This is a genomic window from Salinisphaera sp. T5B8 (genome assembly GCF_040361255.1).
Lineage (GTDB): Bacteria > Pseudomonadota > Gammaproteobacteria > Nevskiales > Salinisphaeraceae > Salinisphaera.
Genome location: NZ_APNG01000034.1, coordinates 1 through 24,051, shown reverse-complemented (window position 1 = coordinate 24,051; position 24,051 = coordinate 1). Strand labels below are relative to the sequence as shown.

24 protein-coding genes are annotated in these 24,051 nt (G+C 63.2%); 23 read left to right on the top strand and 1 reads right to left on the bottom strand.

The window, feature by feature from the left end; all coding sequences use genetic code 11:
* The first annotated feature begins 77 nt into the window (after window positions 1-77).
* Window positions 78-584 carry a metallophosphoesterase family protein gene (locus T5B8_RS19125; protein ID WP_353180907.1) on the top strand — a complete coding sequence of 169 codons (507 nt, stop codon included), beginning with the start codon at window positions 78-80 and terminating at the stop codon, window positions 582-584.
* 366 nt (window positions 585-950) lie between these two features.
* Here the strand turns inward: T5B8_RS19125 and T5B8_RS19120 are convergent, their stop codons facing one another.
* On the bottom strand, window positions 951-1,415 hold the full coding sequence (locus T5B8_RS19120; RefSeq protein ID WP_353162127.1) for a hypothetical protein: 465 nt from the start codon (window positions 1,413-1,415) through the stop codon (window positions 951-953).
* A 103-nt stretch (window positions 1,416-1,518) separates the two neighbouring features.
* Here T5B8_RS19120 and T5B8_RS19115 point away from each other — a divergent pair, with 103 nt between their 5' ends.
* The 22 genes from T5B8_RS19115 (at window position 1,519) to lgt (ending at window position 23,799) form a co-directional block, all read left to right on the top strand.
* Window positions 1,519-1,773: an antitoxin Xre/MbcA/ParS toxin-binding domain-containing protein gene (locus T5B8_RS19115; RefSeq protein ID WP_353162124.1), complete on the top strand. Its 255-nt coding sequence runs from the start codon at window positions 1,519-1,521 to the stop codon at window positions 1,771-1,773.
* Between the two features lie 260 nt (window positions 1,774-2,033).
* Window positions 2,034-2,636, top strand: a complete 603-nt coding sequence (locus tag T5B8_RS19110) for an HAD family hydrolase (protein WP_353162121.1) — start codon at window positions 2,034-2,036, stop codon at window positions 2,634-2,636.
* A 1,178-nt stretch (window positions 2,637-3,814) separates the two neighbouring features.
* A complete protein-coding gene (locus T5B8_RS19105) occupies window positions 3,815-4,141 on the top strand; it encodes a hypothetical protein (RefSeq protein WP_161627846.1) in 327 nt (108 codons plus the stop codon).
* Window positions 4,142-4,319: 178 nt separating this feature from the next.
* Window positions 4,320-4,739, top strand: coding sequence for a DUF411 domain-containing protein (locus T5B8_RS19100; RefSeq protein ID WP_040608362.1), 420 nt, complete (start codon window positions 4,320-4,322; stop codon window positions 4,737-4,739).
* A gap of 67 nt (window positions 4,740-4,806) precedes the next feature.
* Entirely contained in the window at window positions 4,807-5,046 is a 240-nt protein-coding gene (locus T5B8_RS19095) for a hypothetical protein (RefSeq protein ID WP_353162117.1), read from the top strand.
* A 41-nt stretch (window positions 5,047-5,087) separates the two neighbouring features.
* Window positions 5,088-6,668 (top strand): multicopper oxidase family protein, encoded by a 1,581-nt coding sequence (locus tag T5B8_RS19090; RefSeq protein WP_353162114.1) that lies wholly within the window; start codon window positions 5,088-5,090, stop codon window positions 6,666-6,668.
* 46 nt (window positions 6,669-6,714) lie between these two features.
* Entirely contained in the window at window positions 6,715-7,341 is a 627-nt protein-coding gene (locus tag T5B8_RS19085; RefSeq protein ID WP_353180906.1) for a class I SAM-dependent methyltransferase, read from the top strand.
* 119 nt (window positions 7,342-7,460) lie between these two features.
* Entirely contained in the window at window positions 7,461-8,648 is a 1,188-nt protein-coding gene (locus T5B8_RS19080) for a protein-disulfide reductase DsbD family protein (RefSeq protein ID WP_502950819.1), read from the top strand.
* Window positions 8,641-9,270, top strand: a complete 630-nt coding sequence (locus tag T5B8_RS19075; RefSeq protein ID WP_353180905.1) for a protein-disulfide reductase DsbD domain-containing protein — start codon at window positions 8,641-8,643, stop codon at window positions 9,268-9,270. Before T5B8_RS19080 ends, T5B8_RS19075 begins: the two co-directional genes overlap by 8 nt.
* Window positions 9,271-9,766: 496 nt before the next feature.
* A complete protein-coding gene (locus T5B8_RS19070) occupies window positions 9,767-10,060 on the top strand; it encodes an NADH-quinone oxidoreductase subunit A (protein WP_434555268.1) in 294 nt (97 codons plus the stop codon).
* Window positions 10,057-11,364 carry an NADH-quinone oxidoreductase subunit D-related protein gene (locus tag T5B8_RS19065; RefSeq protein ID WP_353162102.1) on the top strand — a complete coding sequence of 436 codons (1,308 nt, stop codon included), beginning with the start codon at window positions 10,057-10,059 and terminating at the stop codon, window positions 11,362-11,364. Before T5B8_RS19070 ends, T5B8_RS19065 begins: the two co-directional genes overlap by 4 nt.
* Window positions 11,361-12,278 carry an NADH-quinone oxidoreductase subunit H gene (locus tag T5B8_RS19060; protein ID WP_353180904.1) on the top strand — a complete coding sequence of 306 codons (918 nt, stop codon included), beginning with the start codon at window positions 11,361-11,363 and terminating at the stop codon, window positions 12,276-12,278. The genes T5B8_RS19065 and T5B8_RS19060 overlap by 4 nt, the downstream gene beginning before the upstream one ends.
* Window positions 12,275-12,979, top strand: coding sequence for an NADH-quinone oxidoreductase subunit J family protein (locus T5B8_RS19055; protein WP_006911984.1), 705 nt, complete (start codon window positions 12,275-12,277; stop codon window positions 12,977-12,979). The genes T5B8_RS19060 and T5B8_RS19055 overlap by 4 nt, the downstream gene beginning before the upstream one ends.
* Complete coding sequence (gene nuoK, locus T5B8_RS19050) at window positions 12,969-13,274, top strand: NADH-quinone oxidoreductase subunit NuoK (protein WP_006911983.1); 306 nt, start codon at window positions 12,969-12,971, stop codon at window positions 13,272-13,274. The genes T5B8_RS19055 and nuoK overlap by 11 nt, the downstream gene beginning before the upstream one ends.
* Window positions 13,274-15,172 (top strand): NADH-quinone oxidoreductase subunit 5 family protein, encoded by a 1,899-nt coding sequence (locus T5B8_RS19045; protein WP_353180903.1) that lies wholly within the window; start codon window positions 13,274-13,276, stop codon window positions 15,170-15,172. The genes nuoK and T5B8_RS19045 overlap by 1 nt, the downstream gene beginning before the upstream one ends.
* A gap of 1 nt (window position 15,173) precedes the next feature.
* Window positions 15,174-16,664, top strand: coding sequence for a complex I subunit 4 family protein (locus T5B8_RS19040; protein ID WP_353180902.1), 1,491 nt, complete (start codon window positions 15,174-15,176; stop codon window positions 16,662-16,664).
* A 1-nt stretch (window position 16,665) separates the two neighbouring features.
* A complete protein-coding gene (locus T5B8_RS19035) occupies window positions 16,666-18,075 on the top strand; it encodes an NADH-quinone oxidoreductase subunit N (RefSeq protein WP_353180901.1) in 1,410 nt (469 codons plus the stop codon).
* A 157-nt stretch (window positions 18,076-18,232) separates the two neighbouring features.
* Window positions 18,233-19,240: a YncE family protein gene (locus tag T5B8_RS19030; protein ID WP_006911979.1), complete on the top strand. Its 1,008-nt coding sequence runs from the start codon at window positions 18,233-18,235 to the stop codon at window positions 19,238-19,240.
* A 251-nt stretch (window positions 19,241-19,491) separates the two neighbouring features.
* Entirely contained in the window at window positions 19,492-20,544 is a 1,053-nt protein-coding gene (gene hflK / locus T5B8_RS19025) for an FtsH protease activity modulator HflK (protein ID WP_353180900.1), read from the top strand.
* Window positions 20,541-21,482 carry a protease modulator HflC gene (gene hflC / locus T5B8_RS19020; RefSeq protein ID WP_006911977.1) on the top strand — a complete coding sequence of 314 codons (942 nt, stop codon included), beginning with the start codon at window positions 20,541-20,543 and terminating at the stop codon, window positions 21,480-21,482. Before hflK ends, hflC begins: the two co-directional genes overlap by 4 nt.
* A gap of 221 nt (window positions 21,483-21,703) precedes the next feature.
* Entirely contained in the window at window positions 21,704-22,771 is a 1,068-nt protein-coding gene (locus T5B8_RS19015) for a YVTN family beta-propeller repeat protein (protein WP_006911976.1), read from the top strand.
* A gap of 233 nt (window positions 22,772-23,004) precedes the next feature.
* Window positions 23,005-23,799 carry a prolipoprotein diacylglyceryl transferase gene (lgt, locus tag T5B8_RS19010; protein ID WP_006911975.1) on the top strand — a complete coding sequence of 265 codons (795 nt, stop codon included), beginning with the start codon at window positions 23,005-23,007 and terminating at the stop codon, window positions 23,797-23,799.
* The last annotated feature ends 252 nt before the right edge of the window (window positions 23,800-24,051 follow it).

Genomic DNA, 24,051 nt, shown 5'->3' with positions numbered 1-24,051 from the left:
TTCAAGGCTTGCGGCTCGGATGAACAATCTACTGAGAGGTCACACCTAGAGCTCGGGCGTGTGCCGCTGATTTGGGCGTGTATCTGCTCGAAAGAGATGAGGTACGGATCAACGGCACGCGTTTTCTCGGCTGCACCCTCTGGACGGGATTCGATGCGGGCCCTTTGGGCTGGATCCAGTCGTCTCGAATCGCGCACCCGATCGTTGCCGATTTTTCGGAAATCAGCAACGGGGCGCGGCTGCTGTCGCCATTACAAATGGTGGAATGGTATGAATACAGCGTGGGTTGGCTAACGCGTCAGCTGAGCGTCACGAATCCTGCCGTCGTCATCACGCATTTTGCGCCGTCGCTGGCTGTCGTCAATCCGATGTTCGGTATCGGTGATGAGCTCACGCCGTATTTCCACAACGATTTGGAGGCCCTGATGGGCGATGCCGCGCCGCTATGGATTTATGGCCACAATCACTGTTCAGCGAACGAGATTATTCGTCCTGCTCGCGGCGCAACGCACATTGTCAGTGATCAGCTTGGCTATCCAGATGAGCATGGCCCGTTTCAGATCGATTGCATCGTGGAGACGTGAATCACGCGCTCAAGAGATTTTCGGTTACCGGATGACCGCGTTCCCATGCAAACAATCCCTCGAGATCGACAGCGCTGTGAAGGGCGGGATCGTGTATACGCAAGCCGCGCTAATCCGCGTCTTGGGTGTGCCGCGCGTATATAGGCCCGCGGTTTAGCACCCGCGTGCCGCGATCGTGGGTGAGTTGCGTCAAACCCCGGAAATCGTAGCAACGCACCTGACTGACCGTTTCCCTGCAAAGCGTAGTACTTCGAACGAGAGAGATCGGGCCGTTTCGAACACGCTGAGCACGCAAGTGAGCAACCACCGGCTTGAGCTGATGGTCATTCACCGATGCATTAAAAGGTCCCTAATCGGCCAGGCTATCTATTCAAAAGCGCCCAAGGCCTTTGCCGGGGCAGCCTCGACGACGCGTTCGATCTGCTCCGTGCTCGTTTGCCCGGTATCGTCGGGCTTGAGTAGTTCGATCGGTGTCTGACCGCGCAGCAGCGCGGTGGGCTGATGCAACCAGAGCCATGCCACCTGTGGGTCGGATAAGTTCGAGAGTACGCCCTCCATACCTTGCGCCGGCCGGTTCAGGGCGTCCAGTTGGCCGGCCGGAAACACGAATTGGCCTGACTGTTGGCGCCAGCCGAGAAGCAGCCCGTGCGTCAGACGCTGGTGAAGCGCTTCATTCGAGATGTCGAGCCGCCGAGCCATCTCGGTCTCGGTCAACAGGCCGTCAAACGGAATATCCGGCGCGGGCGTGCTTCGGTAAAGGCGTGCTGCTTCTTTGCTGTAACTCAGTTCCTGGCTAGCCAGGTCAGGGTCCGTGTCGTCGAGATACTTCATGGGTTCCAGGGCACGCGATCTGTGCTTTCAGTTATCTTTAGCAGAAAATCGGATACGAGGCGATTGTTGCGCTGTAGGTCGAACCTGTCGATATTGATTATCAATGCGTATATTGATCTATCGAAATCGCGTGCTGCGGCGGGGACACGAGATGGGCGAGGCTACTACAACAGCCCAGCTCCTTGAACGAGCAACCCGAGCGTTCGGCGACGAAGCCAAAGCACGCCATTGGCTTTGTCGTATACAGCACCGCTTTGGTGGCGTTTCGCCACAGCAATACGCCGCCGACCCCGACCGCACGGCGATCGTGATGGCGCATCTGGCTTGCATCGAGTATGGCATTTATCCCGAGAACTGAGGGGCAGTTGCGCGGATGGCTCGGTTGCTGAAAGAGAGGGGGCGTGTAGCGCTTATCTCAAGGTTAGCGTGAAGAACGTCGGTGCCCTCATGCCCAATTCGATTCGGCCGGTTCGCTATAAAAGCCCGTCGAGTGCTGGGGCAGATTGCAATGATGCCCGGCGCCACGCGCGTTGTTCTGTGGGCCTGCGTCAGCAATGTCTTGGCATTGACGAACGCGGCTTCGTCTCCGCCCACACTATCGGAGACTCGTAGGTAGCGATGACAACACGACCCTCGGCGGTATTGTTTGATGCATTCGGCACGCTATGCAAAGCGCCGCCGGTCAGCGAGTTGCTGCCCTGGCATCGTATGATGCCGGCGAAAGAACGCCGCCGGATCCGCGACGAGTGGATGCGGGGCCGGGTCGGATGGCCAGATCTCATCGCCATAGGTGACCCCGGCCGCGCACCGCCGGAAGCCGTACTTGAGTACCAGGCGGCGGCCATCACGGCTCGTACTGAGCTTTTCTCCAACGTTCGCCGAATACTCGACGTATTGAAGCGTCGCGGGGTGCCGATGGCCGTCGTTTCGAACCTGCCGGCGCCCTACGGGCCCGCGGTACGTCGGTGCCTGGAAGATTTGATGGCCGGTTTCGCATTCAGCTACGAGGTCGGTGCGCTTAAGCCCGAGCGCGCGTTATTCGATGCCGGACTGGCGATGGTCGGCGCGCGTGCTGAACAAACACTGATGGTTGGGGATTCGCCGCATGCGGATATCGACGGCGCGGCGGCGTTGGGTATGAAGACACGGCTTGTGGATCAGCGCAGCGAATCTCCGCCGGCCACGAAACGGCTGGAGACCGTGCTCGATGCGCTCGCATAACACTGTATGTCGTGTCGCGGCGACTCGGCGCGACCGTACCGCGTGTTCGCGTAATGCCATGAGTAACGCCGTAAAGGCGGGGTGATTATCGCGCGCCCGCATGGCCTCCACGATTTGAGCGTGCTCTTCATTGATGACCAATCCAAGGTTCAGCGTCGGCGGGTTACTCATCGCCGGCCTCAGCTTTGACCCCGAACATTTGAGGCGGGCTGATGCGGCCAAGGATTCATCACAGTAGACCGGAGCTTCGAAAACCGTCGACCCGTCGAATCCTTGACTGAATATTTCACCACAGGAGATTACCGGTCTTGCTGTGATCGGCGCGTCGACGCGGAACACGTAGTTGTGTCGATCAACGCCGCGTTTCGAAGCATCGGTTTGCATGACGGCGATCGGCCCAGGCGGTGTTAAACACCGAAGGTCGAGGTTTCAGCGAGTTCGTTGTGTGCAGAGCCGCGATCTTTGACCGGACTGTTACCAGCCCGGGGTTTCACACGGACTCGGTTGCATTCGGCCACTTGCGGCATTCTAGCGGGAATCCATGGACAATCGGCAATCGATGCCAGTGGGTTTCGGGCCTGCCGGCGCATCGATGAATCGGTACACATGTGTCAGGTGTATCGATCGACTTTTCATAGATCAGGATAGATCTCGTCTCGATGCGGACGCAGTGTTCATGGCCAGAGGCCGCGCTGTGTTGGGTCACATAGGCCGGCGACGATAAGCCTTCAAGGCTTCGCCGTCTGTGTGTCAGTCCGTGATGTGCCTTTTACGTGCCACCGAATACGGCCGTGGCTCGCTAACCAGTAGGGTCAGTGTATGTCGCTTGTCATCAATGCAGCCAACCAGGCGAAGGTGAGAATGCCCGACAATTTTCTCACCCGCGCACACCGTTCTGCGGTGGCTCGAGGATGCTGGGGGACGGCACCGCTTCAAGGCGCGTGTAACCGACGATCCCTCGACTTGCTTGCAAACCGATCGATAGCGATCCGCATCGGCGTTAACGGCGAGAACGTGCTGATTGCCATCGCACGCAGGATGACAGGGTGGAGCATCAGGCACCCCTGCGGCTGATCGGTTTTGAGCTCGATTCTGTCGTTTTCGGCTTGTAAAAAAACTACAACCCTGGACCCCACTTCAGTATTGTCCGTGGAAGATAGGCGTCCTATAGTGCATTTATGAAGCGGTGTCTCGTCCACATGCTGATCGCGGTTTGGGTGCTCGGTGGCCTGTTGGCCAGTCCAGCCGTCATGGCATCGACCATGCCGGCCGAAAGTGCCGTCAGCGATTGCGTGTTGTGCGAACTGGATTCCGGACAGCCGCATTCTCCCGCCCAGGCTTCGGCTTGCGCCGTCGTCTTTTGCGGCATGGCCGCCAATATTACTGACGGTACGCTCGATCTGGCGCCTGTGCATGGTATGACGCCCGTGTTCTACGTGGCGGATCATCCAGGTCGGCGCCTGACGGGGCCCGATCCCTTCCCTCCACGTGTAATCCGCGTTTGATCTGATCGACGCGTGAGCGCGTCTTGAATCCGGACTGACGATGTTCAGGCCAGCCCACAGGCTGGTGACCTGGGCTGTCTCGCGACCCCATTTGTCGTGTGCCCCCAAGGCTTGCCGGAATCTCTTTAAAGATCACGTGGAGTCTCCTCGGATGAAATATCTACACCTTACGGACGCAGTGCGCCTGTCGCTCGTGTCCTTGTTCCTGTTTTTTGTGTCGGCCGGTCCGGTCGCGGCCACGCCTTTACAAGCCACGCTGTACCACAACCCCGGCTGCATGTGCTGCGAGCAATATGCCGAGCATCTCAATGAAAAAGGCTACGACGTCAAGATCGTGGAAAACGCAGCCTTGGCGAGCGTGAACCGACAACACGCGGTGCGACGCCAGTTGTCGTCCTGTCATACCAGCCTGATCGGTGACTACGTTGTGGTCGGACATATACCCGAGCCGGTTATCGCCCAGTTGCTGCGCGAACGGCCGGACATACGCGGTATCTCGCTGCCGGGTATGCCGACAGGCTCTCCCGGTATGCCAGGTCAGCAAAAAGAACCCTTTGCTATCCGGACGCTGGCCGGCGAAATCTATGCCACGTACTGACGTGCGTGCATCGCGTTTTATTGCGCTTTCGCCTGTTTGTTTCTTTCGATTAAAGACGAGCTGAATCATGAGATATCTCGAAACCATCGCATGGCTGCTGCTTGCGGGATTGCCCGCCACGGCCCATGCGCAGCAGGGGCCCGGCAATATGGGTAACGCCGGCATGATGGATGGCTGGATGATGCAGGGCGGCATGATGGGCGGCTCGATGATGTTCGCCTGCATGCTGTTCGCGTTGCTGATCATTGCCCTGCTGGTGCTCGGCGTTTTATCGCTGATCAAGTACCTGCGTGGTGATGTGCGGTGAGCCGTACTCACCTCAGGCAGATCTCTTGTAGCGGGGGCGGTGTGACGCACATTGATCAAAAGCGCCGAAGCCTGCTGGGTGGAATCGGCGGTGTGGCAGGGCTGGCTGCCGTATCGCCGTCGATTCTGCTCAGCGCCTGCACAAACGAGGGGTCAGCAGACAGTGGCAGCGGCGTGGCACCGGCGCACGGTGCTGACAATGGTGAAGTCGACGTCGATTTTCGACTGCGTGCCCGGCGCGATACGGTGCCGTTACTGCCGGGCACGCCGAGCGAGGTCTGGCGTTATGACGCCACGTTGGTCGATGGGCCTGCGAATACGCTGTCTTCGATCAACAACAGCTACCCGGGACCGCTGATTCGACTAAGTCGGGGACAGCGCGTGCGTGCAACGCTGGAAAACCGGTTGCCCGAGGACACCACGGTCCACTGGCACGGCTTGCACGTGCCGCCCGATGTCGACGGCCAGCCGCGCCTGCCGATCAAGCCGGGCGAGGATATGGCCGTCACCTTCGACGTGCGCGACCGCGCGGGGCTGTACTGGTATCACCCGCACCCTCACGGCCCGGACGGTGGCCGCGTCGGTTTTCAGAGCTATGCCGGGCTGGCCGGCCCGCTGGTGATCGAGGACGATATCGAACGCGGGCTCGCACTGCCCGGCGGCGAGCAGGAACTGATCCTGATCCTGCAGGATCGCAGTTTCGCCGGCGATAATGCGTTGCGCTATATGGACGGCATGGGGGCGATGATGGCCCGAATGCGGGGATTTTTCGGTGATCGCGTCCTGGTCAACGGCCGTCCGCCGCGAACCCGCGACGTCGCCACTCGCCCTTATCGCCTGCGGATTCTCAACGGGTCCAATGCCCGTATCTACAAGCTGGCCTGGAGCGACGGCCGGCCGGTGACGGTGATCGGGACCGACGGCGGACTGCTGGCTAAACCGCAGCGGCTGGCGTATGTGACCCTGGCGCCGGCCCAGCGCGTGGATGTGTGGCTCGACTTGTCTGGAGCGCAGGTCGGTGAGCGGCTACGCCTTATCAGCGACGCCTACCAGACCGGGATGATGGGCGGTATGGGCGCCATGATGGGCCGATCAGCGTTGCCGGCAGGCGCGCGATTCGATCTGCTGGGCCTGCGCGTAACCGATCGTGTACGCGACGGGCGGCCACTGCCGCCGGATCTGGATTCGACGCCTGTGTTGCCAGCGGTAACGTCTGACACGCCAATACGCCGGTTCGAGCTCGGCATGCGCATGATGCGTGGTTTTTTCATCAACGGGCGCCAATTCGAAGGCGCGACCGTGGCCGACGACGAAGTCGTTCGGTTGGGCCAAACCGAAATCTGGGAATTCGTCAATGACACCATGATGCCGCACCCGATGCACGTGCACGGCCTGCAGTTCGCGGTGGTGGAGCGCCGGCGTATGAACGACCGGCGCGGCTGGTCGGGCCTGGACTCGGGACTCGTCGATGCCGGTCTGCTGGACACGGTGCTGGTGCTGCCGGGCGAACGGGTGCGTATCGCGCTGACGTTCACCGATTTCGAGGGGCTCTATCTCTACCACTGCCACACCATGGAGCACGAGGACAACGGCATGATGCGCTATTACCGCGTGCGCGCATGATCGGCCGCAGACTGGCACGCGAAAAAGACACGATTGTCGATCGGCAATGAAGACACAAAACCGGGTCGTCAAGGAATACAAGCGACTCGCGAACGCGTATGACCGCAAGTGGGCGTTCTATATCGAAGCGACCACGCGCGAGACGATCGCACGACTGTCGGTACATCGCGAGGATCGGTTGCTCGATGTCGGCTGTGGCACCGGCGCGTTGCTGGAACGCCTGGCCGCGACGCAACCTGCCGCCCAATTGGCTGGTGTGGATCCTGTGCCTGAGATGCTGGCGTCCGCGCGTCGTAAACTGCCGTCAGCCGTTGCGTTGCGTCCGGGCTGGGCCGAACAACTGCCGTTCGACGATTCGCAGTTCGATATCGTGGTGTCCTGCAACATGTTTCATTTTATCGACCGGCCTGTTGACGCGTTAGGCGAAATACGGCGCGTTTTGCAGCCCGGCGGGCGACTCGTTATCACGGACTGGTGCGGCGATTACTGGGCATGCCGATTGTTCGAGCAATATCAGCGCCTGCTCGGCCGTGCGCACGCCCGGATCTACCGGGCGCGTGACTGCAGGCGGTTGCTCGAACGGGCCGGTTTTGCCGTGGAGGCTATCGACACCTACAAGATCAACTGGCGGTGGGGGCTCATGACCATTCGGTGTGCTCGTGCGCCCGCTTAGGCCTAAAAAGGAGCCTGATCGCTTGGGTATGCCACGATGACAATGACTATCAGCACGTTGGCCCTCTGCGCAGCGTTGGTCGCAGTGGGTACCGTCAACCGCAAAGGCGACTCGACGCCATGACGATCTGGACGAACCTGGCATTGGCGATGGCGGCCGGGGCTTTGCTCAACCTGACCCCCTGCGTATTGCCCGCATTGCCGATCAAGTTGCGCACCATCGCGCAGGCCGTCGGCAACGGCCGGCGACAACGACTGATCGCGGCCGTCGCACTGCTGGCGGGTACACTCACTTTTTTCGGTGCGCTCGCGGTAGCTACGGCGACATTGAACTGGACCTGGGGCAGCCTGTTCCAGGCAGCCTGGTTCCGGGCCGCATTGGCGCTGCTGCTGGCCGGCCTTGGCGTTTACAGTCTCGCCGGAGGCGGTGTCCAACCGCCGCAATGGGTTTACCGGATCCAAGCGAGCGGCTACGCCGAGCCTTATCTGGCCGGCTTGCTGGCGGCAGTCCTGTCGACACCCTGTACCGGGCCTTTTCTCGGTGGCGTCATGGCATTTGCTCTTACCCAGACGCCGAGCACCATCTTTATGTTGTTCATTGCGGTGGGTATTGGCTTGGCCTTGCCGTATCTGATTCTGCTGGCCCGGCCCGGGTTGCTCTCGCGTATACCGCGCAGCGGGCCCTGGCTGCAACGCGTGCAACAGGTCATGGGTCTGGCGCTATTGGCGGGTGCGACCTTCTTTGCGACTACCGTGCTGGGAGAACGCTTCGCCACGCTATTGTGGGCCGTCTGGCTCGGCGCGCTGACGTTCTGGCTGTTTCGTGCATTCGCTGTCGGCCCCGGGGTCGGTGCCCGGCTGGTTCCGGCGGTGGTGCTGGCGCTGGTTGCCGTGAGCACCGTCGCGATTGGCCTCAACCGCAACGGCGCCGCGGCACATGACCTGTCCTGGCAGCCGCTGACCGAGCCAGCGCTGGCGTCTGCCCGAGCTGCCAATCGCCCGGTGCTGATCGAATTTACCGCCGACTGGTGCATCAACTGCAAGGTTCTGGAGCAGACCGTTTATGCCGATGAAGCGATTGCGCACGTCGTCGAAGCGACAAACATGCGTGTCCTGCGCGCCGATCTGACTCGGCCGGACGCGAAGCTTGACGCCTATCTGCGCTCGTTCGGCGGTGCCGGCCTGCCGTTTGCCGTGGTGCTGAAGCCCGACGGCGCCATCCACCAGCGCTTACCCGATCTATTCACCGTCGGTACGTTGAAAACGGCGATAGAAACCAGCGCGGAGGCAACGCGTGGCAATGATTAAAAACATCGTGATCCGCTGGCTTGCGCCCTTGGCAAGCGCGGCAGTCGTGGGCGGCATTTTCCTGTTCTGGCAGTGGCCAGCGCCGGGCGATATGCGCAACGCCCAGACAGCAGGTGACCGGTCGGCGTCGACGACGAGTGACTCGAGCGCGGATATCGTGGCGCTCTACTCGCAATCCGAGGCGCAGACCCAGCAGGCCGAGCCCGGCAGTTCGGCGCAGACGCGGCAGATGTCGAGTTCGGACCATGTCGAGCTCAACGCATCCCGACACGGCGATATCGTTCGAATCGAGTTGGCGATAGAGCCGCCGTGGCACATCAACGCCAACCCGGCTTCACTCGACTTTCTTATTCCCACTGAAGCCGAACTCATGGACAACGGCGTTCGAGTACCGGCGAATATGAGTTATCCGACAGGCGAGCAAATCGATGTCGGTCTCGGTGAACCGATCCAGGTGTATTCCGGACGGCTGGAGCTGATCACGAATCTGGCCGCATCGGACCACGACAGGCCCTTGAAAGCGCGGGCGCGCATACAGGCATGCAATGACTCAGGGCTTTGTTTGCCGCCGTCGACGCTGTCGAGCGGCGTAGTCGATACTGGACAAAACGCTCCGCATTGACTTTGTGGCGAGTGTCTTCAAAAAAGCGCAAAGTTCGAACCCTGAACCGTAGTCTAGGGTTAGCGGCTACATATACGCGGTAAAATCCGTATCTGTCACAATAACGAACCTATATGTATCTGTATCACAATATAAAAATGTCAGCATCGCGATCATTGTGTCATGCCTTGAACGGTCTGAGCGGTCTCATTCAGAACGCAGCTATTTGACAACATAAAGACGTTCTGTCCATTCTGTTTCTAGCACCGTAGGAAATCGATCCAGCGCTTGGTGAGGGCCGCCGCGTTATGCGGACGGATCGCTTGTCTGCCGCTGGATTCTTCATCTGCCCGAAGGATCGGTTGTATTCGGCTGTAGGGCGGGCATGAGTGGTCGCAGCGGGGCGTTGGCGGTCCCGGGCGCGTGTGCGCGCCACGGCGAAAGAGGAGACAAGCCGTTGATTGATCTATTTCTGCTCAGCGTTGTGTTCCTGTTTCTGGCTGGCTGTGCGCTCGCTTTGCAACGGCTGGCACAGCCAGCGGGTCTGCCCGGTGTGACCGAGCCACAGAAAACACCGGTACTGGGCGGTCACGAACCGGGCACCCATGCCTGGCAGCGCTACCACGTGCGCTTCTACTCCATGACCCTGCTGTTCATCGCCTTTGAGATGGAAATGATGTTCATGTACCCGTGGGCGGTGGTGTATGTCGCCGAGGGGGTCAAGGCGATCATGGAGATGGGCATGTTCCTGGCGATCCTGTCGATCGGCATCATCTATGGCTGGCGCGAGGGCATATTTCGGTGGCAATGAGCGCGCTTCGCAAACTGGCGGCCGCCGCACCCGTGCCGTTGTTCGTCGCCGAAGGCGAGGGCGGGCGCGAACGAATCGAGGATTTTGCGCTGTCTCCGAATATCGACTGGGTGGCCAGCCCGCGGCACGCGAGCATCCTGCTGGTCGTCGGGCGAATCCGCGCGGCGGATCGCGAGGCACTGCAGCGCGTCCACGACCAGCTCCCGCACCCGCGGGCCACGCTATGCTGGGGCGCGGACACGGGACTCGATCTGCCGGAGGCGCACAGCCTGGCCGCGGATGCCGATCCGGTAGCGGCTATGCAGACGCTTTACCGGGAGCTGCTGGCCGGGGCGCGCGATTCGGAGGCGCATCTGCTGGCCGACGAGCCGCCGGCGCCGTGGCGCGGCCTTGGCGACCACGGCCAGGGCGGCAAAGGAATGATGGGCGGCACGCCTTACGGTCGGCCCATGCCCATGCCGCCCCAGCCGGATATTCGCGATGGCCTGAACCTGGATCCCTATACCGCGCGCTTCGGGCCGTATCTGCCGCTGTTGCCGTCTGGGCTGGTGCTCGAACTCACGCTGCAGGGCGATGTGGTTCAATCCGCGACCGTGATTCGGCCACCTTACGAGCCGGATGCTGCGCTGCTCGAGTCCTTTCGGCGCGCGCTCACCCAACCGGTGGCGATCGCCACGCTGGAACGCCTGCGCGCCGGACATCACCTACGCTGCGTGGCGCAGGTGCTAACCCTGCTGCAGTTACTGTCCGGAGCCGAGCGCTGTCGGCGCATGGCGCATGCCGTCGAGGCGGGAAAGAGCGCCGACATCGCCGGGCTATATCGGAGGCTGCGGCGCAGCGGCGCCCTGCGCGCGATCCCGATGGGACTCGGGCGCCTGACGGCAGCCGAGGCGGCCGCGCTCGGTGGCGTCGTCCAGCGCGCCGCCGGCGAACCCGCCGACGCGCGGGTGGATCAGGCGTCCTACCAGGCAGTGGGCTTCGAGCCCGTGGTCCGGGACGCAGGCACGGCGCGGGCCCGGGTCGATCAGTGGCTGGCCGAGGCAGCGCAGTCCATGGCTCTGATCCGTGCCGCCGGCGATGCAACGATCCAGGGCACGTCGCTGGAAGGCCCCTGCGGTCGCGTCTCGCGCGATGAACCCGAGCCCGCCGCTGCGCCCGATCTTGCGCAACGACTGCCGGGGCTGGAATGGGGCCAGACGCTGTTACTGCTGGCAAGCTTCGACCGCGCGGCGCTGGTTCGGATGCTACCCGTCGCCGAAGGAAACGATGACGGCGACACCACAGGCGAGGCAGGCGGCCAATGATCGATCTGGCCACATTCCTCGGTGTCCTCGTGCTGCTCGGGTTCGGCGCCTGGTGGGTCGCAACACTCGACGAACTGGTCACCGGCTGGATGGCCGGAAGGCCGCTGGGTCGGGTCGCGGTGCGGCCGCTGCAGCGCGCGGCCGCCTTGCTCATCCAGCAACAGAATGAGACCGAGCGCCCGGATCTTTTGAACTGGAAGCTCGCCCCCGCGCTGTATCTGGCCCTGGCCGGCGTCGGCCTGGCGGTGGTGCCGTTCGCGCCCGACGCGGTGTTGTTCGATTATGAGGTCGGCATCGTGCTGTGGGGCGCCGTCGAGGCGCTGACCGTGGTGGTCGTATTCCTGCACGGCTGGTCGGCTAACTCCCAGCTCGCGATGATCGGCGCCTATCGCTATGTCGCCATCGGCCTGCCGGTGATGCTACTGAGCATGTTTGTGCTCATCGCCGCGGCGCTGCCGGCCGAGTCGTTGTCGGTGCCCGCGGTGGTCGAGTCCCAGCGCGGGGTGTGGAATGTGTTGCGTCAGCCGCTGGGATTGCCGCTGTTTTTGTTGCTGGGGCTGTCTCTGACCCTGCGCGGGCCGTTCAACTACGCCGATGCCAGCGATCTGGCCGGCGGCACGAGCGTCGAGGTCTCCGGCGCATCGCGTCTGGTCTGGGAGGGGGCACGGCTGGCCATGCTCGTGGCCTTCGCGGCCATGGCGAGCAGTGCTTTTCTGGGCGGGTATCTCGGCCCGTGGCTGCCGGGTCCGGTGTGGCTCGTACTCAAGACCGCTGCGCTGCTGGTGCTCCTAGTGGCCCTGAGCCACGCCTTCGCCCGGCTGTCGCCGTCGCGCATGCTCACGCTGCTGTGGATCGTGCTCATGCCGCTGGCCTTTGTCGATCTGATTCTCGCCGGGCTGGAGGCGCTGGCATGAGCGGTATCGATCTCGCCTTCTACGCGCTGTCGGCGATCGCGATCATCAGCGGCTGGCGAGTGTTCGCCACCGATTCCATGGTGCGCGCCTCGTTTTTGCTGTTGCTGTCCTTCATCGCGGTCGGCCTGACCATGCTGTTGCTCGCCGCGCCTTATCTGGGCGTGGCGACGGTGTTCATGATGGCGGTGGAGATGATGGTCATGGCCCTGTTCATGGTCATGTTCATGATGAACCCGGCCGGGCTCAATCCCATGATGATGGTCCATCAGCATCGTTTTTCGCTGGCCGCGGGTGGCGTGGCCTTCGTCGGTCTGGCCGCCCTCACGCTCGTGACCGAGTTTCCGGCCGATCCAGTGGCCGCCGGCAAGCCGGTGATCCGCGATCTTGGCATCGAGCTGCTCGGCGATTCGATGCTGATCTTCGAATCGGCCGGCGTGACCCTGCTGGCGACCATGGTCGGCTCGGTGATCTTGTCCAGCCGCAGCGGGCGTTTTGGTGCAGCCGACACTGGCTCGCAGCCGCCGCCGCTCGTACCCGGCGGCGAGCCCGCGGGCCGCGTGCCCGAGGCGGGCGGCGGCCATCATCACCATCATCACGGCCATGGCCACAATCACGACCATGGCCATGGCCATGGCCACGGCCACGGCCATGAGCATGGCCATGAGCACTGTGATAGCGAGGGCGGCCATCATGAGCATTGAGGCAATCATGATCGTGGCTAGCGCGCTGATCGGCATCGGTGTGTACGGCGCGCTGTCGCAGCAGTCGTTCGTCATGCTGATGATGGGCCTGGAACTGATGCTCAACGGCACGCTGCTGGCGGTGGTTGGCTTCTGGTCCCGCACGGCGGCCGGCGTGCCCGAAGGCCAGTTGCTGGCGATCGTGGTCATGGCCGTGATGGCGATCGAGATGTCGATCGGCTTCGCGCTGGTCGCCGCCGTTTACCGCAAGCGCCAGGCTGACGTCACCGAAGGCCTGCCGACGATGAAGCACTGATGCTCTGGGGGTTGCCAGTCATTCCGCTGCTGGCCGGGCTCGGCCTGTTCCTGGCTGCGCCCGAACGGCGGGGCACGCTGACGGGGGCCGCCGTCGCGGCGATGGCGGTGACGCTGCTGCTGGCGATAACGGCCGTGGCGGGCGACTGGCAGGCCACGCTCGTCTGGAGCCCGGCCCTGCAGTTACAGGCCGGGCTGCCCCCGGTCGCCGCCGTGATGGCCGTGCTGGTGCCGGCGGTGGCGCTGCCAATCGTCCTCTATGCAGGTGTCCATGAGGCAAGTCAGGGGCTGGCCCGGCTGCTCGCGCTGCTGCTGGCCTTCGTCGGTGCCATGGAGCTGCTCGTCATCGCCGGCGACTGGCTGACCCTGCTCATCGGCTGGGAGCTGGTGGGCGCCTGCTCCTGGGCGCTGATCGGCCACCAGTGGCGCGACGCGGCCAACCCGCAGAGCGGCCTTTATGCCTTCATCACCACGCGGCTGGGCGATCTGGGGCTGTTCATTGCCGCCATGGCGGCGTTCGCGGGCACCGGCTCACTGGCCTTCGCCGATCTCGGCGCGCTCGACGGCGTGCTGTTGCAGGTGCTCACCGTCGGCGTTGTGGTCTCGGCGGCGGCCAAGTCGGGCCAGGTGCCGTTCGCGCCCTGGCTGTTTCGGGCCATGGCCGGGCCGAGTTCGGTTTCCGCGCTGCTGCATGCGGCGACCATGGTGGCCGCCGGCGCTTATCTGTTGTTGCGATTGCAGCCGCAGCTTTCGGTCGTGGGCTGGTTTGGCCCGGCGGTGTTGACGATTGGTCTGATAACAGCGCTGGCCGGCGGGCTTGCCGCCATGCTGCAGGATCACGCCAAGAAACTGCTGGCGGCCTCGACCTCGGCCCAGTTCGGGCTGATGTTCATCGCTGTCGGCGCTGGCTATCCGCTCATCGCGCTCGCCCATCTGGTGGCCCACGCCGCGTTCAAGGCGCCGCTGTTTCTGGCCGCCGGCAGCGCCGGTGAGCGCGCCGGGACCTATCAACTGGCCGAGATGCGCGTGGGGCGTGCCCTGCCGGTGCTCGCCGGCCTCACCGCCATTGCCGCGCTGGCGCTGGCCGGCGTGCCGCCGCTGGGGGCGGCCTGGACCAAGGAAGCCATCGTCAGTGCCGCTGGCCATATTCATCCGTTGCTGGCGGTCGCGGTGATGCTCGCCGGCGGCTTCAGCGCTGCCTACGCGGTGCGGTTTCAGTTGCTGGCCTTTGGCTGGTCGCAAGACGCGCAAGGTGCGGACACGCGCTGGCAAACGGGCGCAATCGCGCTGCTGGTGGCCATGACCGCGGTGCTGTCGCTGCTGTGGCTGCCGGCCAGTGAACGCGTGCTGGACACGACGCTCGGCCTGTCGCTGCCCGCGGCGCCGCCCTGGGAATGGATCGCCTCGCTGCTCGTGCTGGCGCTGGGCTTGTATGTGGGGCGGCTGCTCGCTGCGCGCCCCGACTGGCTTGCCGAGAAACCGGGGGCGGCCGGTACCGCCGATTGGCTCGGCTTGCCGACAGCGATACGCGTCGTTGTCATCCAGCCCGTGATGGGGCTGTCTCACCGGCTCGCCCGATACGACGATCACGGCGTCGACCGCCTGCCCTGGCTGGCGGCTGCGCTGGTGCAGAAACTCAGCGTAAGGCTGGCCGGTTACGGCGAAGCGGCCGCCGATGCCCTGCCACGCAGTGTTGCGACCACCGGCCTGTGGCTGGCCGATCTCGGCGGGCGCACGGGCGAATGGCTGGCCGACGGCCTGGCCGAAGGCTCGGCGCGCCTGGTGGCCGTCGGCGGGGTCGACACCCGGCGTCTGCAGACCGGCCTGTCGCATCACTACTACGCGCTGATCGCGGTCGGCCTTGTTGTTCTTTTCATTCTTGCATTGTGGTGGCTCTGACATGCTGACACTGGCGGTTCTCGTTCCTTTGTTCGGCGCCCTCGCGCTGGTGCTGTGGCCCGGCGTCACCGCCGAGAAAGCGCGGCGGTTCGCTACAGCGGTCGCGATCTTGCCGCTGCTGGCCTTGATCGCGGTCTGGATCGGCTTCGACACGGGCAGCGGTGCGCCGGCCTTTCAATCGGTGGTCGAGGTGCCGTGGATTCCGGCGCTGGGCGTGGCCTGGCGGCTGGGCGTGGACGGCATAGCGCTGTCCATCGTTCTCATGAGCGCGCTGCTGTTTGTCGCCGCCATCGCCTGGCCGGCCGATACCCAGGGCCGGGCGCGGGCGTACTACGCCTGGTTTTTGTTCCTCATGGGGGCATCGCTGGGGCTGTTTCTGACCCTCGATCTGCTGCTGTTCTATGTCTTCTTCGACCTCAGCCTGGTCGGCATGTATTTTCTGATCGGGCGCTGGGGCCACGGCGATGCGCATCGCGCCGCGCTCAAGTTCTTTATCTATACCCTGGCCGGTTCGCTGCCGCTGCTGTTGGCCATCATCGCGCTGTATCTGACCATCCAGCCGCATACGTTTGATATGCGCGAGCTGATCGCGGCCCAGCCGGTGGCCGGCATGGACCTGCGCGCGGGCCTGATTCTACTCGGTTTCGTGATCGCCTTCGCCATCAAGACGCCGCTGTTCCCGGTGCATACCTGGCTGCCGCCGGCCCACGTCAACGCCCCGGCGCCGGCCTCGGCCATCCTCGCCGGCGTGCTGCTGAAGATGGGGACCTACGGGCTCATCCGGATCCCGTATTCGATGATGACGGCGACCTTCGGCCGCTACGCGCTGTGGCTCGGCGTGCTGGCGGTCATCTCCATCCTCTGGGGGGCGCTGGTCGCGCTCGCGCAAAAGGATTTCAAGCGTCTGATCGCCTACACCTCGATCAATCATATGGGCTATGCGGTGCTGGGTATCGCCGCGGCCGGCGCGCTGGTCGACGGCGAGGAGGCCGCGCGGGCACTCGCGCTCACGGGTGCGACGGTCGAGATGGTCGCCCACGGCCTGATCACCGGTTCGCTGTTTCTGATCACCGGATCCTTCTGGCAGCGCACTCAGAACTATGCGATCGATTACTACGGCGGCCTGGCGCAGCCCGCGCCGCGCCTGACCGGGGCGATGATCGTGGCGGCGTTCGCCAGTCTCGGCCTGCCGGGCCTGGCCGGCTTTGTGGCCGAGTTCCAGATTTTTGTCGGCACCTTCGCGATCTATCCCTGGCTGGCCGCGATCGGCCTGCTGGGCATCCTGATCACCGCCGTGCTGTTCCTGAAGATGATCCAGCAACTGTTCTTTGGCGAGCTGCCGGACAAGCTGGCCGGCTTTACCGATCTGCACGCGGTCGAGGGCGTGATCCTGCTGGCGCTGCTGGTACTGGTGGTGGTGATCGGCGTCTATCCGATGTGGCTGCTGGAACTGATCAACAGCGCGAGTACCGTCCTGGTCGGAGGGCGCTGAGTTGTCGCCGGTTCCCGTTCTACCGGAGATCGCGGTCCTGGTCACGGCGGTGGTCACGCTGCTGACCGCCGCCTTCGTGCCCCAGCGTCTGCAGTGGCTGGGCGCGCCGCTGGCGCTGATCGGCCTCACCGTGGCCACGGTACTCGCGATCGCCCAGCTCGGCGGGCCGCCGCAGTCGGCCTTTTCCGGGGTCTGGGCGCTGGACGGCGCGGCTATCTGGGGGCGATTGCTGATCCTCGTCGCGGCCGCGGTGTGCGTGCTGCTCGCCCCGGCCTGGTTCGCGCGCGATCGGCGCCACGGCGAGTACTACGCCATGCTGCTGCTGTCCACGCTCGGCGTGCTGCTACTCGCCGGGGCCATGGACATGCTGCAGCTCGTCATGGGCGTGCTGTTGTCGTCGGTGACCGGCTACGTGCTGGCGGCCTATCACCGCGACTGGGCGCTGTCGGTCGAGGCCGGCATGAAGTACTTTCTCATCGGCGCGCTCACCAACGCATTGCTGGTGATCGGCGTTACCCTGCTGTTCGGCCTGTTTGGTACCACCGACTACGCGGTGCTGGCCGCGGCGCTCGACGGCGCGCCGGGTCAGGCGATGACGTTACTAGCGTTGACCCTGGTCGTGATCGGCATCGCCTTCAAGCTCGGCGCGGTGCCCGCACACGCCTGGCTGCCCGATGTCGCCGAGGGCGCCCCGGCGCCGGCCGCGGCCTTCCTCACGGTCGTGCCCAAGATCGGCGCCGGCGTCGCGCTGATTCGGCTGTTGGAGATCTTTCCCGCCGACATGATCGCCTGGCGGCCGATTCTCGCCGTGCTGTCGGTGGCGACGATGACGCTCGGCAACCTGGGCGCGCTGGCCCAGACCGATGTGCGCCGCCTGATCGGCTGGTCGTCCGTCTCCCAGTCCGGCTATGCGCTCATGGCGATCACCGTCGTCGGGCTTAGCGCTCAGGCCCTGCCGGCCCTGCTGTTCTTTCTGGCCGGCTACGCCGTCGCCAACCTGGCTGCCTTCGCCATGATTACCTGGCTGCGCGGGCGCACCGACCTGGCCCACTACGCAGGCCTCTCGGCGTCGCGACCGCTGGCCGCGGCCGTACTGGTAATCGCTTTTCTGTCGCTCGTCGGTATTCCGCCGCTCGCCGGCTTCGTCGGCAAGCTGATGCTGTTCGTCGCCGCCATCGACGCCGGCTACGCCTGGCTGGCCGTGGTCGCCGTGATCAATACGGTGATCTCGCTGTTCTACTATCTGCGCGTGCTGGGCCCGATGTATTTCGACGACGCCGAGGCACCGGTCCATACGCTCGGTGTATCGGCGGCCGTGGCCATGCTCGCGGCCGGTCTGCTTACCGTGCTGGTTGGCATGCTCGCCCAGCCGCTGCTGGCAGCGCTGGGATCGGCGGTTTTGTTGCCTTGAGTCGCAGCCACCGGTGTTCAGCCGTCCGTCGGAGGTTCCGTTTGCGCCGGCCGTACGTTTGGAATGCTGGTTTCACTACCGTGCATCTACGTGGAAGCAGGACCGGGCGACGATCTGTTGTTTTGGCCAAAATTAAGTGCCGATAAGGAGATACCGAATGCGCTATTTATCGATTCTTTTGTTATCGGCCGGCTTGATACCTGTAACCGGTTGGGTTGCGCCCGCGGCGGATGCGAGCGGGGCCGCTAAGCCGCAGGGTGCGAAAGTGGCGCTCGAAACCGTGATGCCCGAGCCGATCTACGTTGCCATTCAGAGCAGCGGTCGAGTCGAGGTGTTGCCGTCCGGCGAGACCTGGTCAGGCATCGAAGGCGCGCACTACGATGCGCTGAGTTCGGACGGCCGATGGTTGCTGGTCTCCGGGCTGAAAACCGGCAAGGCTTATCTTATCGACACACAGAGCGGCGAACTGAGCACCCGTATCGAGATCGGCGAGCTCGCCCAGGGGGTGAAGATCTCCCCGGATGACCGCTACGGGGTGGCGGTTGCCGCGAAACAGGGCACCATCGTCGTGATTGATCTGTCCACACAGCAAGTGGCGAAGACCATTCGTGTCGGTGACACGCCCCATAACATACGTTTCAGCGCCGACGGCGAGCTTGCCTATGTGACCCTGCAAGGGGAAGGCGCGATTGCCATGGTCGATATGCAAACACTGGAAAAGCGGCGCACGATTGCGACGCCGGGACTGGATACGCCGCACAATCTCGACTTCAGCGAGGACGGCCGGTACCTGTGGATCCGGGACTTTGTTGGTCGGGTCGGCGTGCTCGACCTGAAAACGAAGGAAATGGTCCAGACTTTCGAGGTCGGTGATGCCCATGGCGGGATCGACGTGATCCCCGGCGGCGAGTATGTGGCCACGAGCGCCATCGCTGGTTCAAAGGTTACCCTCATCGACGCCGAAGACCGCGAGATCGCCGCGCGAGTCGAGGTTGGCAACGGGCCCCATGGGGTGCGCGCCAGTGCTGACGGGCGGTATCTCTATGTCGCGGTCACCGGCGAGGACGCCGTTGCGGTGGTCGACATGCAGTCGCTCGAGGTGGTGCGCCACCAGCCCGTCGACGGCAGTTTTCCGTTCTGGATTGCGGTTCCCGGCAATCGCTGATGCGATTGCCGGGGCCTGGCCTATCGGCGGTTGGCAGCAGTGATGATGCGATGCGATAACGCCGGCCGACGGCCCGGTCACAGAAAAATCGATTGTGCCCTAAAAGCAACATGAGCCAAGCCATCCTGATCGACCAATAACCAACTGACATCATTGGAAATCAATGGGGTCGAACTTGTGCGCCCAAACTGTAACGGTTCCGGTCGGGCGGAACAGTCAGGCTGGTGCGCTCGGGTTCAACGGAGCAAGACATGATTCAATCCGCAGGCTCAAACGGTCGCGACCGGCAAGGTCCGCCGGACCTGGCCGAGTTGTTCAACAGGGTCAGCAGCGGCGTGAGCGGCGTGCCTTTCGGTAGCAAGGGCATCATTGGCGTCGCCATATTGGCGCTGATGATCTGGGGCGCGCTCAGCGCGTTCTATACCGTTCAGCCCGAAGAGCGGGCCGTGGTCAAGCGTTTCGGCGCGGTTATCGGCATCACCGACCCGGGGCTGCACTTCAAGATCCCGTTCGGCATCGATCAGGTGCAGCGCGTGGCCACCGAGCGGGTGCTCAAGCAGGAATTCGGTTTCCGCACTCAGGGCACTCGCGCCGGCGATAGCACTAACTACAGCGGTCAGCAATTCGAAGACGAGTCGCTGATGCTTACCGGCGACCTGAACATGATCGATGTCGAATGGGTGGTCCAGTATCGCATCGCCGACCCAATCGAGTTCCTGTACGAGATGCGCGAGTCGACGCGCACGCTGCGTGATATATCCGAATCCGTGATGCGCCGCATTGTCGGCAACATGCTTGGCTCCGAGGTGCTCACGGTCGGCCGCGTCGAAATCCAGCAGAAGGCGGGCGGCGAGATCCAGGAGATCATGGACGGCTACAACGCCGGTATCCGGATCAATACCGTGGAGATGCAGGACGTGGTGCCGCCGCCGGCGGTGCAGCCGGCGTTCAACGAGGTCAACGAGGCGCGCCAGGAGCGCGAACGCACGATCAACGAGGCGCAGAAGCGCGTCAATCAGGAAATTCCCAACGCCGAGGGCGCGGCCCTGCGTACCGTTGCCGAAGCCGAGGGCTATGCCACCGAGCGCGTCAACCGGGCGCTGGGCGAAAGCGCGCGCTTTTCCGCGGTGCTCGCCGAGTACCTGCAGGCCCCCGAAGTGACCCGTTCCCGGCTGTACCTGGAAACCATCAACGAGGTGCTGCCCGACATCGGCCAGGTGCTGGTCATCCAGGGCAGCCAGATGAGCCCGCTGCCGTTGCTCGACGTCAACCGCCGCGCCGGCAACGCTGGAGATGACAAATGAAATCGATACTCATCGCACTCGTTGCGGTCGTGCTGATCGCAGTCGGAAGCTTCGTGTTTTATACCGTCGATGAAGCCAAGCAGGCCATCATCGTCCAGTTCGGCGAGCCCATCGGCGGCGTGATCAGCGAGCCCGGGCTGAAGGTCAAGCTGCCGTGGCAGCAGGTACGCTATTTCGACAAGCGTCTGCTGGTCTGGGACGGCGACGTTACGCAGATTCCGACGCTTGGCCGCGAGTTCATCCTGGTCGATACCACGGCGCGCTGGCGGATCGCCGATCCGCTGTTGTTTTTGACCAGCGTGCGCGACGAGGCCGGTGCACGGACCCGGCTCGACGACATCGTGGACTCGGTGGTGCGTGACATGGTCTCGTCGACCGAACTCGAGGAAATCGTGCGCTCCAAGGACTGGACCGTGGATGTCGACACACTCGATGACCCCGCGCTGGCCGAGCGCTCGGACGTGAACCTGGAGAAGCAGCCCAAGCTGGGACGCGAACGGCTGGAACAGGAAATTCTCGCCCGCGCTCGGGATTCCATGCCACGGCTAGGTATCGAGCTCGACGACGTGCGCATCAAGCGGGTCAACTACATCGACTCGGTGCGAAAGCAGGTCGAAAGCCGGATGATTGCCGAGCGTCAGTCGATCGCCGAGCGATTCCGCTCCGAAGGCATGGGCCGCAGCCAGGAAATCCTGGGTAACATGGAACGCGATCTTCAGCGCATTCGCTCCGAGGCGGCTCGCAAAGCCGAGGAAATTCGGGGCAAAGCCGACGCCGAGGCCACCGGCATCTACGGCGAAGCCTTTGGTGCCGATCCGGAGTTCTACTCGTTTTTTCGCACGCTGGAAAGCTACCGGGCGCTAGGAAGCAACAGCACCATCATGCTGAGCGCCGATTCGGACTTCTTCCGCTACCTGGAGGAATCCCAGGTACCGTAAACCTAGCACTCTCTCCCAGCGAGAGTAGACAGACGGCCGTTGCTATTTGCCGAATAAGCTCGAAGAGGAGCAACGCGCCGATGGAATTATGTGAGATCAGCAAGAACTGACCGTTGACGAGCTTCGAGCCGCCAGGCGGTTTGCCAAGGTCTGGACGTCACGCGGTCGGCGCCCGGTACGGGTTAGCAGGGCACAGCGCCTACCACCTCAGGAGTGAAAGCATGAACCGACAATTAACCAAACTGTGGCTTGGCACGATCGTGGCGGGTGCCGCGATGGGCGCATCGGCTCTGGCAGCCGGCAATCAGGCCTTCGTGCCTATGGGTTCGGCAGACGCCGTAGCCGTCATCGATCTGGAGCACAATCAGAGAACTGCCACGATCACGGGCACTGTCAATACGCACGGCTCGGCATTGACGCCGGATGGCCTGTATCTGGTCGCCGGTAGCCTCACCCCTCGGGAACCTGCGGAGGCAGTCGAGCGTCCAGCGGGGGTCTCAGCGGACGAGCACGCGGCCCACCACGGCGGGAGTGAGGAGGCTTCCGCCGGGGCGCAGAACAGCGGATTGCTGTATGTAGTCGACACGAGCACAAATGCCGTGGCGCGCAAGCTGGAGGTGCCGGGGCCGGTGCACCATGTGCTGGTGACGGCAGACGGCCGTTATGCAGTTTCGACGCACCCCATGGGCGGCGGTGTCAGTGTTGTCTCCCTGGAATCGGGCAAGCTCGTCGCGACGATCGCGACTGGACCGAATCCCAACTATCTTGTCGAAAGCGGCGACGGCCGGTCCCTGATTGTGAGCAATGCGGGCAATGGCACTGTCAGCGAGATCGATACTGAGCATTGGTTCGTGCGGCGCAATATGCGCGTTGGCGGCAGCCCGGAGCACATGCTGCTCGCCTCCGATAGTAGCGATCGGCTTTATGTCAATGATGTCCAGAATGGACAAGTTGTGATGCTCGACCTCGCTTCAGGTAACGTTACAGACAGGTATGAGGTCGGAAAGGCGCCCCATGGCATTGGTTTGAGCCCGGACGGCCGCAATCTCTACGCCGTGAGCCAGGGTGACGATCGAGTTGTCCGGATCACTCTTGACGATGGCACCCGGCACAGCGCCGGGCTGGCCCCGGCACCTTACCATCTTGCTGTGACGCCAAAGGACGGCCGATTGCTGGTCACCAGCCGCGAGCAAAGCAAGCTCTGGGTGCTCGATCCGGCCTCTCTGGAGATCGTGCGAGAAATCGCGCTCGATGGCATCGGTCATCAGATTTCACTGGAAAAGCAATAGGCATCATGCTCACTACGTGATCAGTGAAGACGTCGGTCAAGCGCCGCGAATTCGATCTGCACGCTCGGAAGTGCCTGTTTCCTCTGCGACAACTAGCGCTGCCCGAGCGCTTGGCTTTTCCTGGCCTGGATTTTGCATTAATCCCATGCGCCATCACTTGTCTATTGATTCCACAGGGAATTTTCCTCAGTTGGTCATAATCGCCGATACGACACGCCTTAGGATCCGTCTCCATGTTCGTACACCCTGATATCGATCCCGTCGCCGTAGCCATCGGCCCGCTTGCCGTGCACTGGTATGGGCTGATGTATCTGCTGAGCTTTCTCATCGGCTGGGGGCTGGGTATCCTGCGCACCCGCCAGCCGCATGTGCGCTGGCAGCGCGAGGAGGTCGGCGACCTGCTGTTCTACGTCGTGCTCGGCGTGGTCATCGGCGGGCGCGTGGGCTATATGCTGTTCTATCAGCCCGGCCTGCTGCTCGAGAATCCGCTGCAGTTGTTTTATATCTGGCAGGGCGGCATGTCCTTTCATGGCGGCATGCTGGGCGTGTTCGCCGCGGCCGGCTGGTTTGCGCGGGCCACGCAGCGCACGTTTTTCGATATCACCGATTTCGTGGCCCCCATCGTGCCGGTGGGGCTGTTCTTCGGCCGGATCGCCAACTTCATCAACGGCGAGCTCATCGGCCGCGTCACCGACGTGCCCTGGGCGATGATCTATCCGCGGGTGGACATGGCGCCGCGTCATCCTTCCGAGCTTTATGAAGCCGCGCTCGAGGGCTTGCTGCTGTTCGCCGTGCTGTGGTGGTTTGCAAGCAAACCGCGCCCGCGCATGGCGGTGTCGGGGCTGTTTCTGGTCGGCTACGGCAGCCTGCGCTTCTTCGCCGAATTCTTTCGCCTGCCGGACGCCTTCCTTGGATTCGTCGCCTTCGACTGGATGACCATGGGCCAGTTGTTGTCCACGCCGATGATCCTGGGCGGCATCCTGCTGCTGGTGCTGGCTTATCGGCGGCCGCAGCGAGCGACGCCGTGAGCGCCCGTGACCGCGCCCAACAGTGCACCAAATAGTGCACTAGAGCAGCCCTATCTCGATATTACAGCGATGATAACGTCAAAGCGCTCGCCGACCATGAGATCGTGCCCTACATTTCGGGCGCGCGTGAACGCCACAATCAATCGCTAGAACAACGGCTTGCCGAGTCGCCCGCGCGAACGGATTTTGAGGGGCCGATCGACGGGGAGTGCACCATTCCTTCTGTAAATTGGCCTGAGCCGGAAAGGTGAC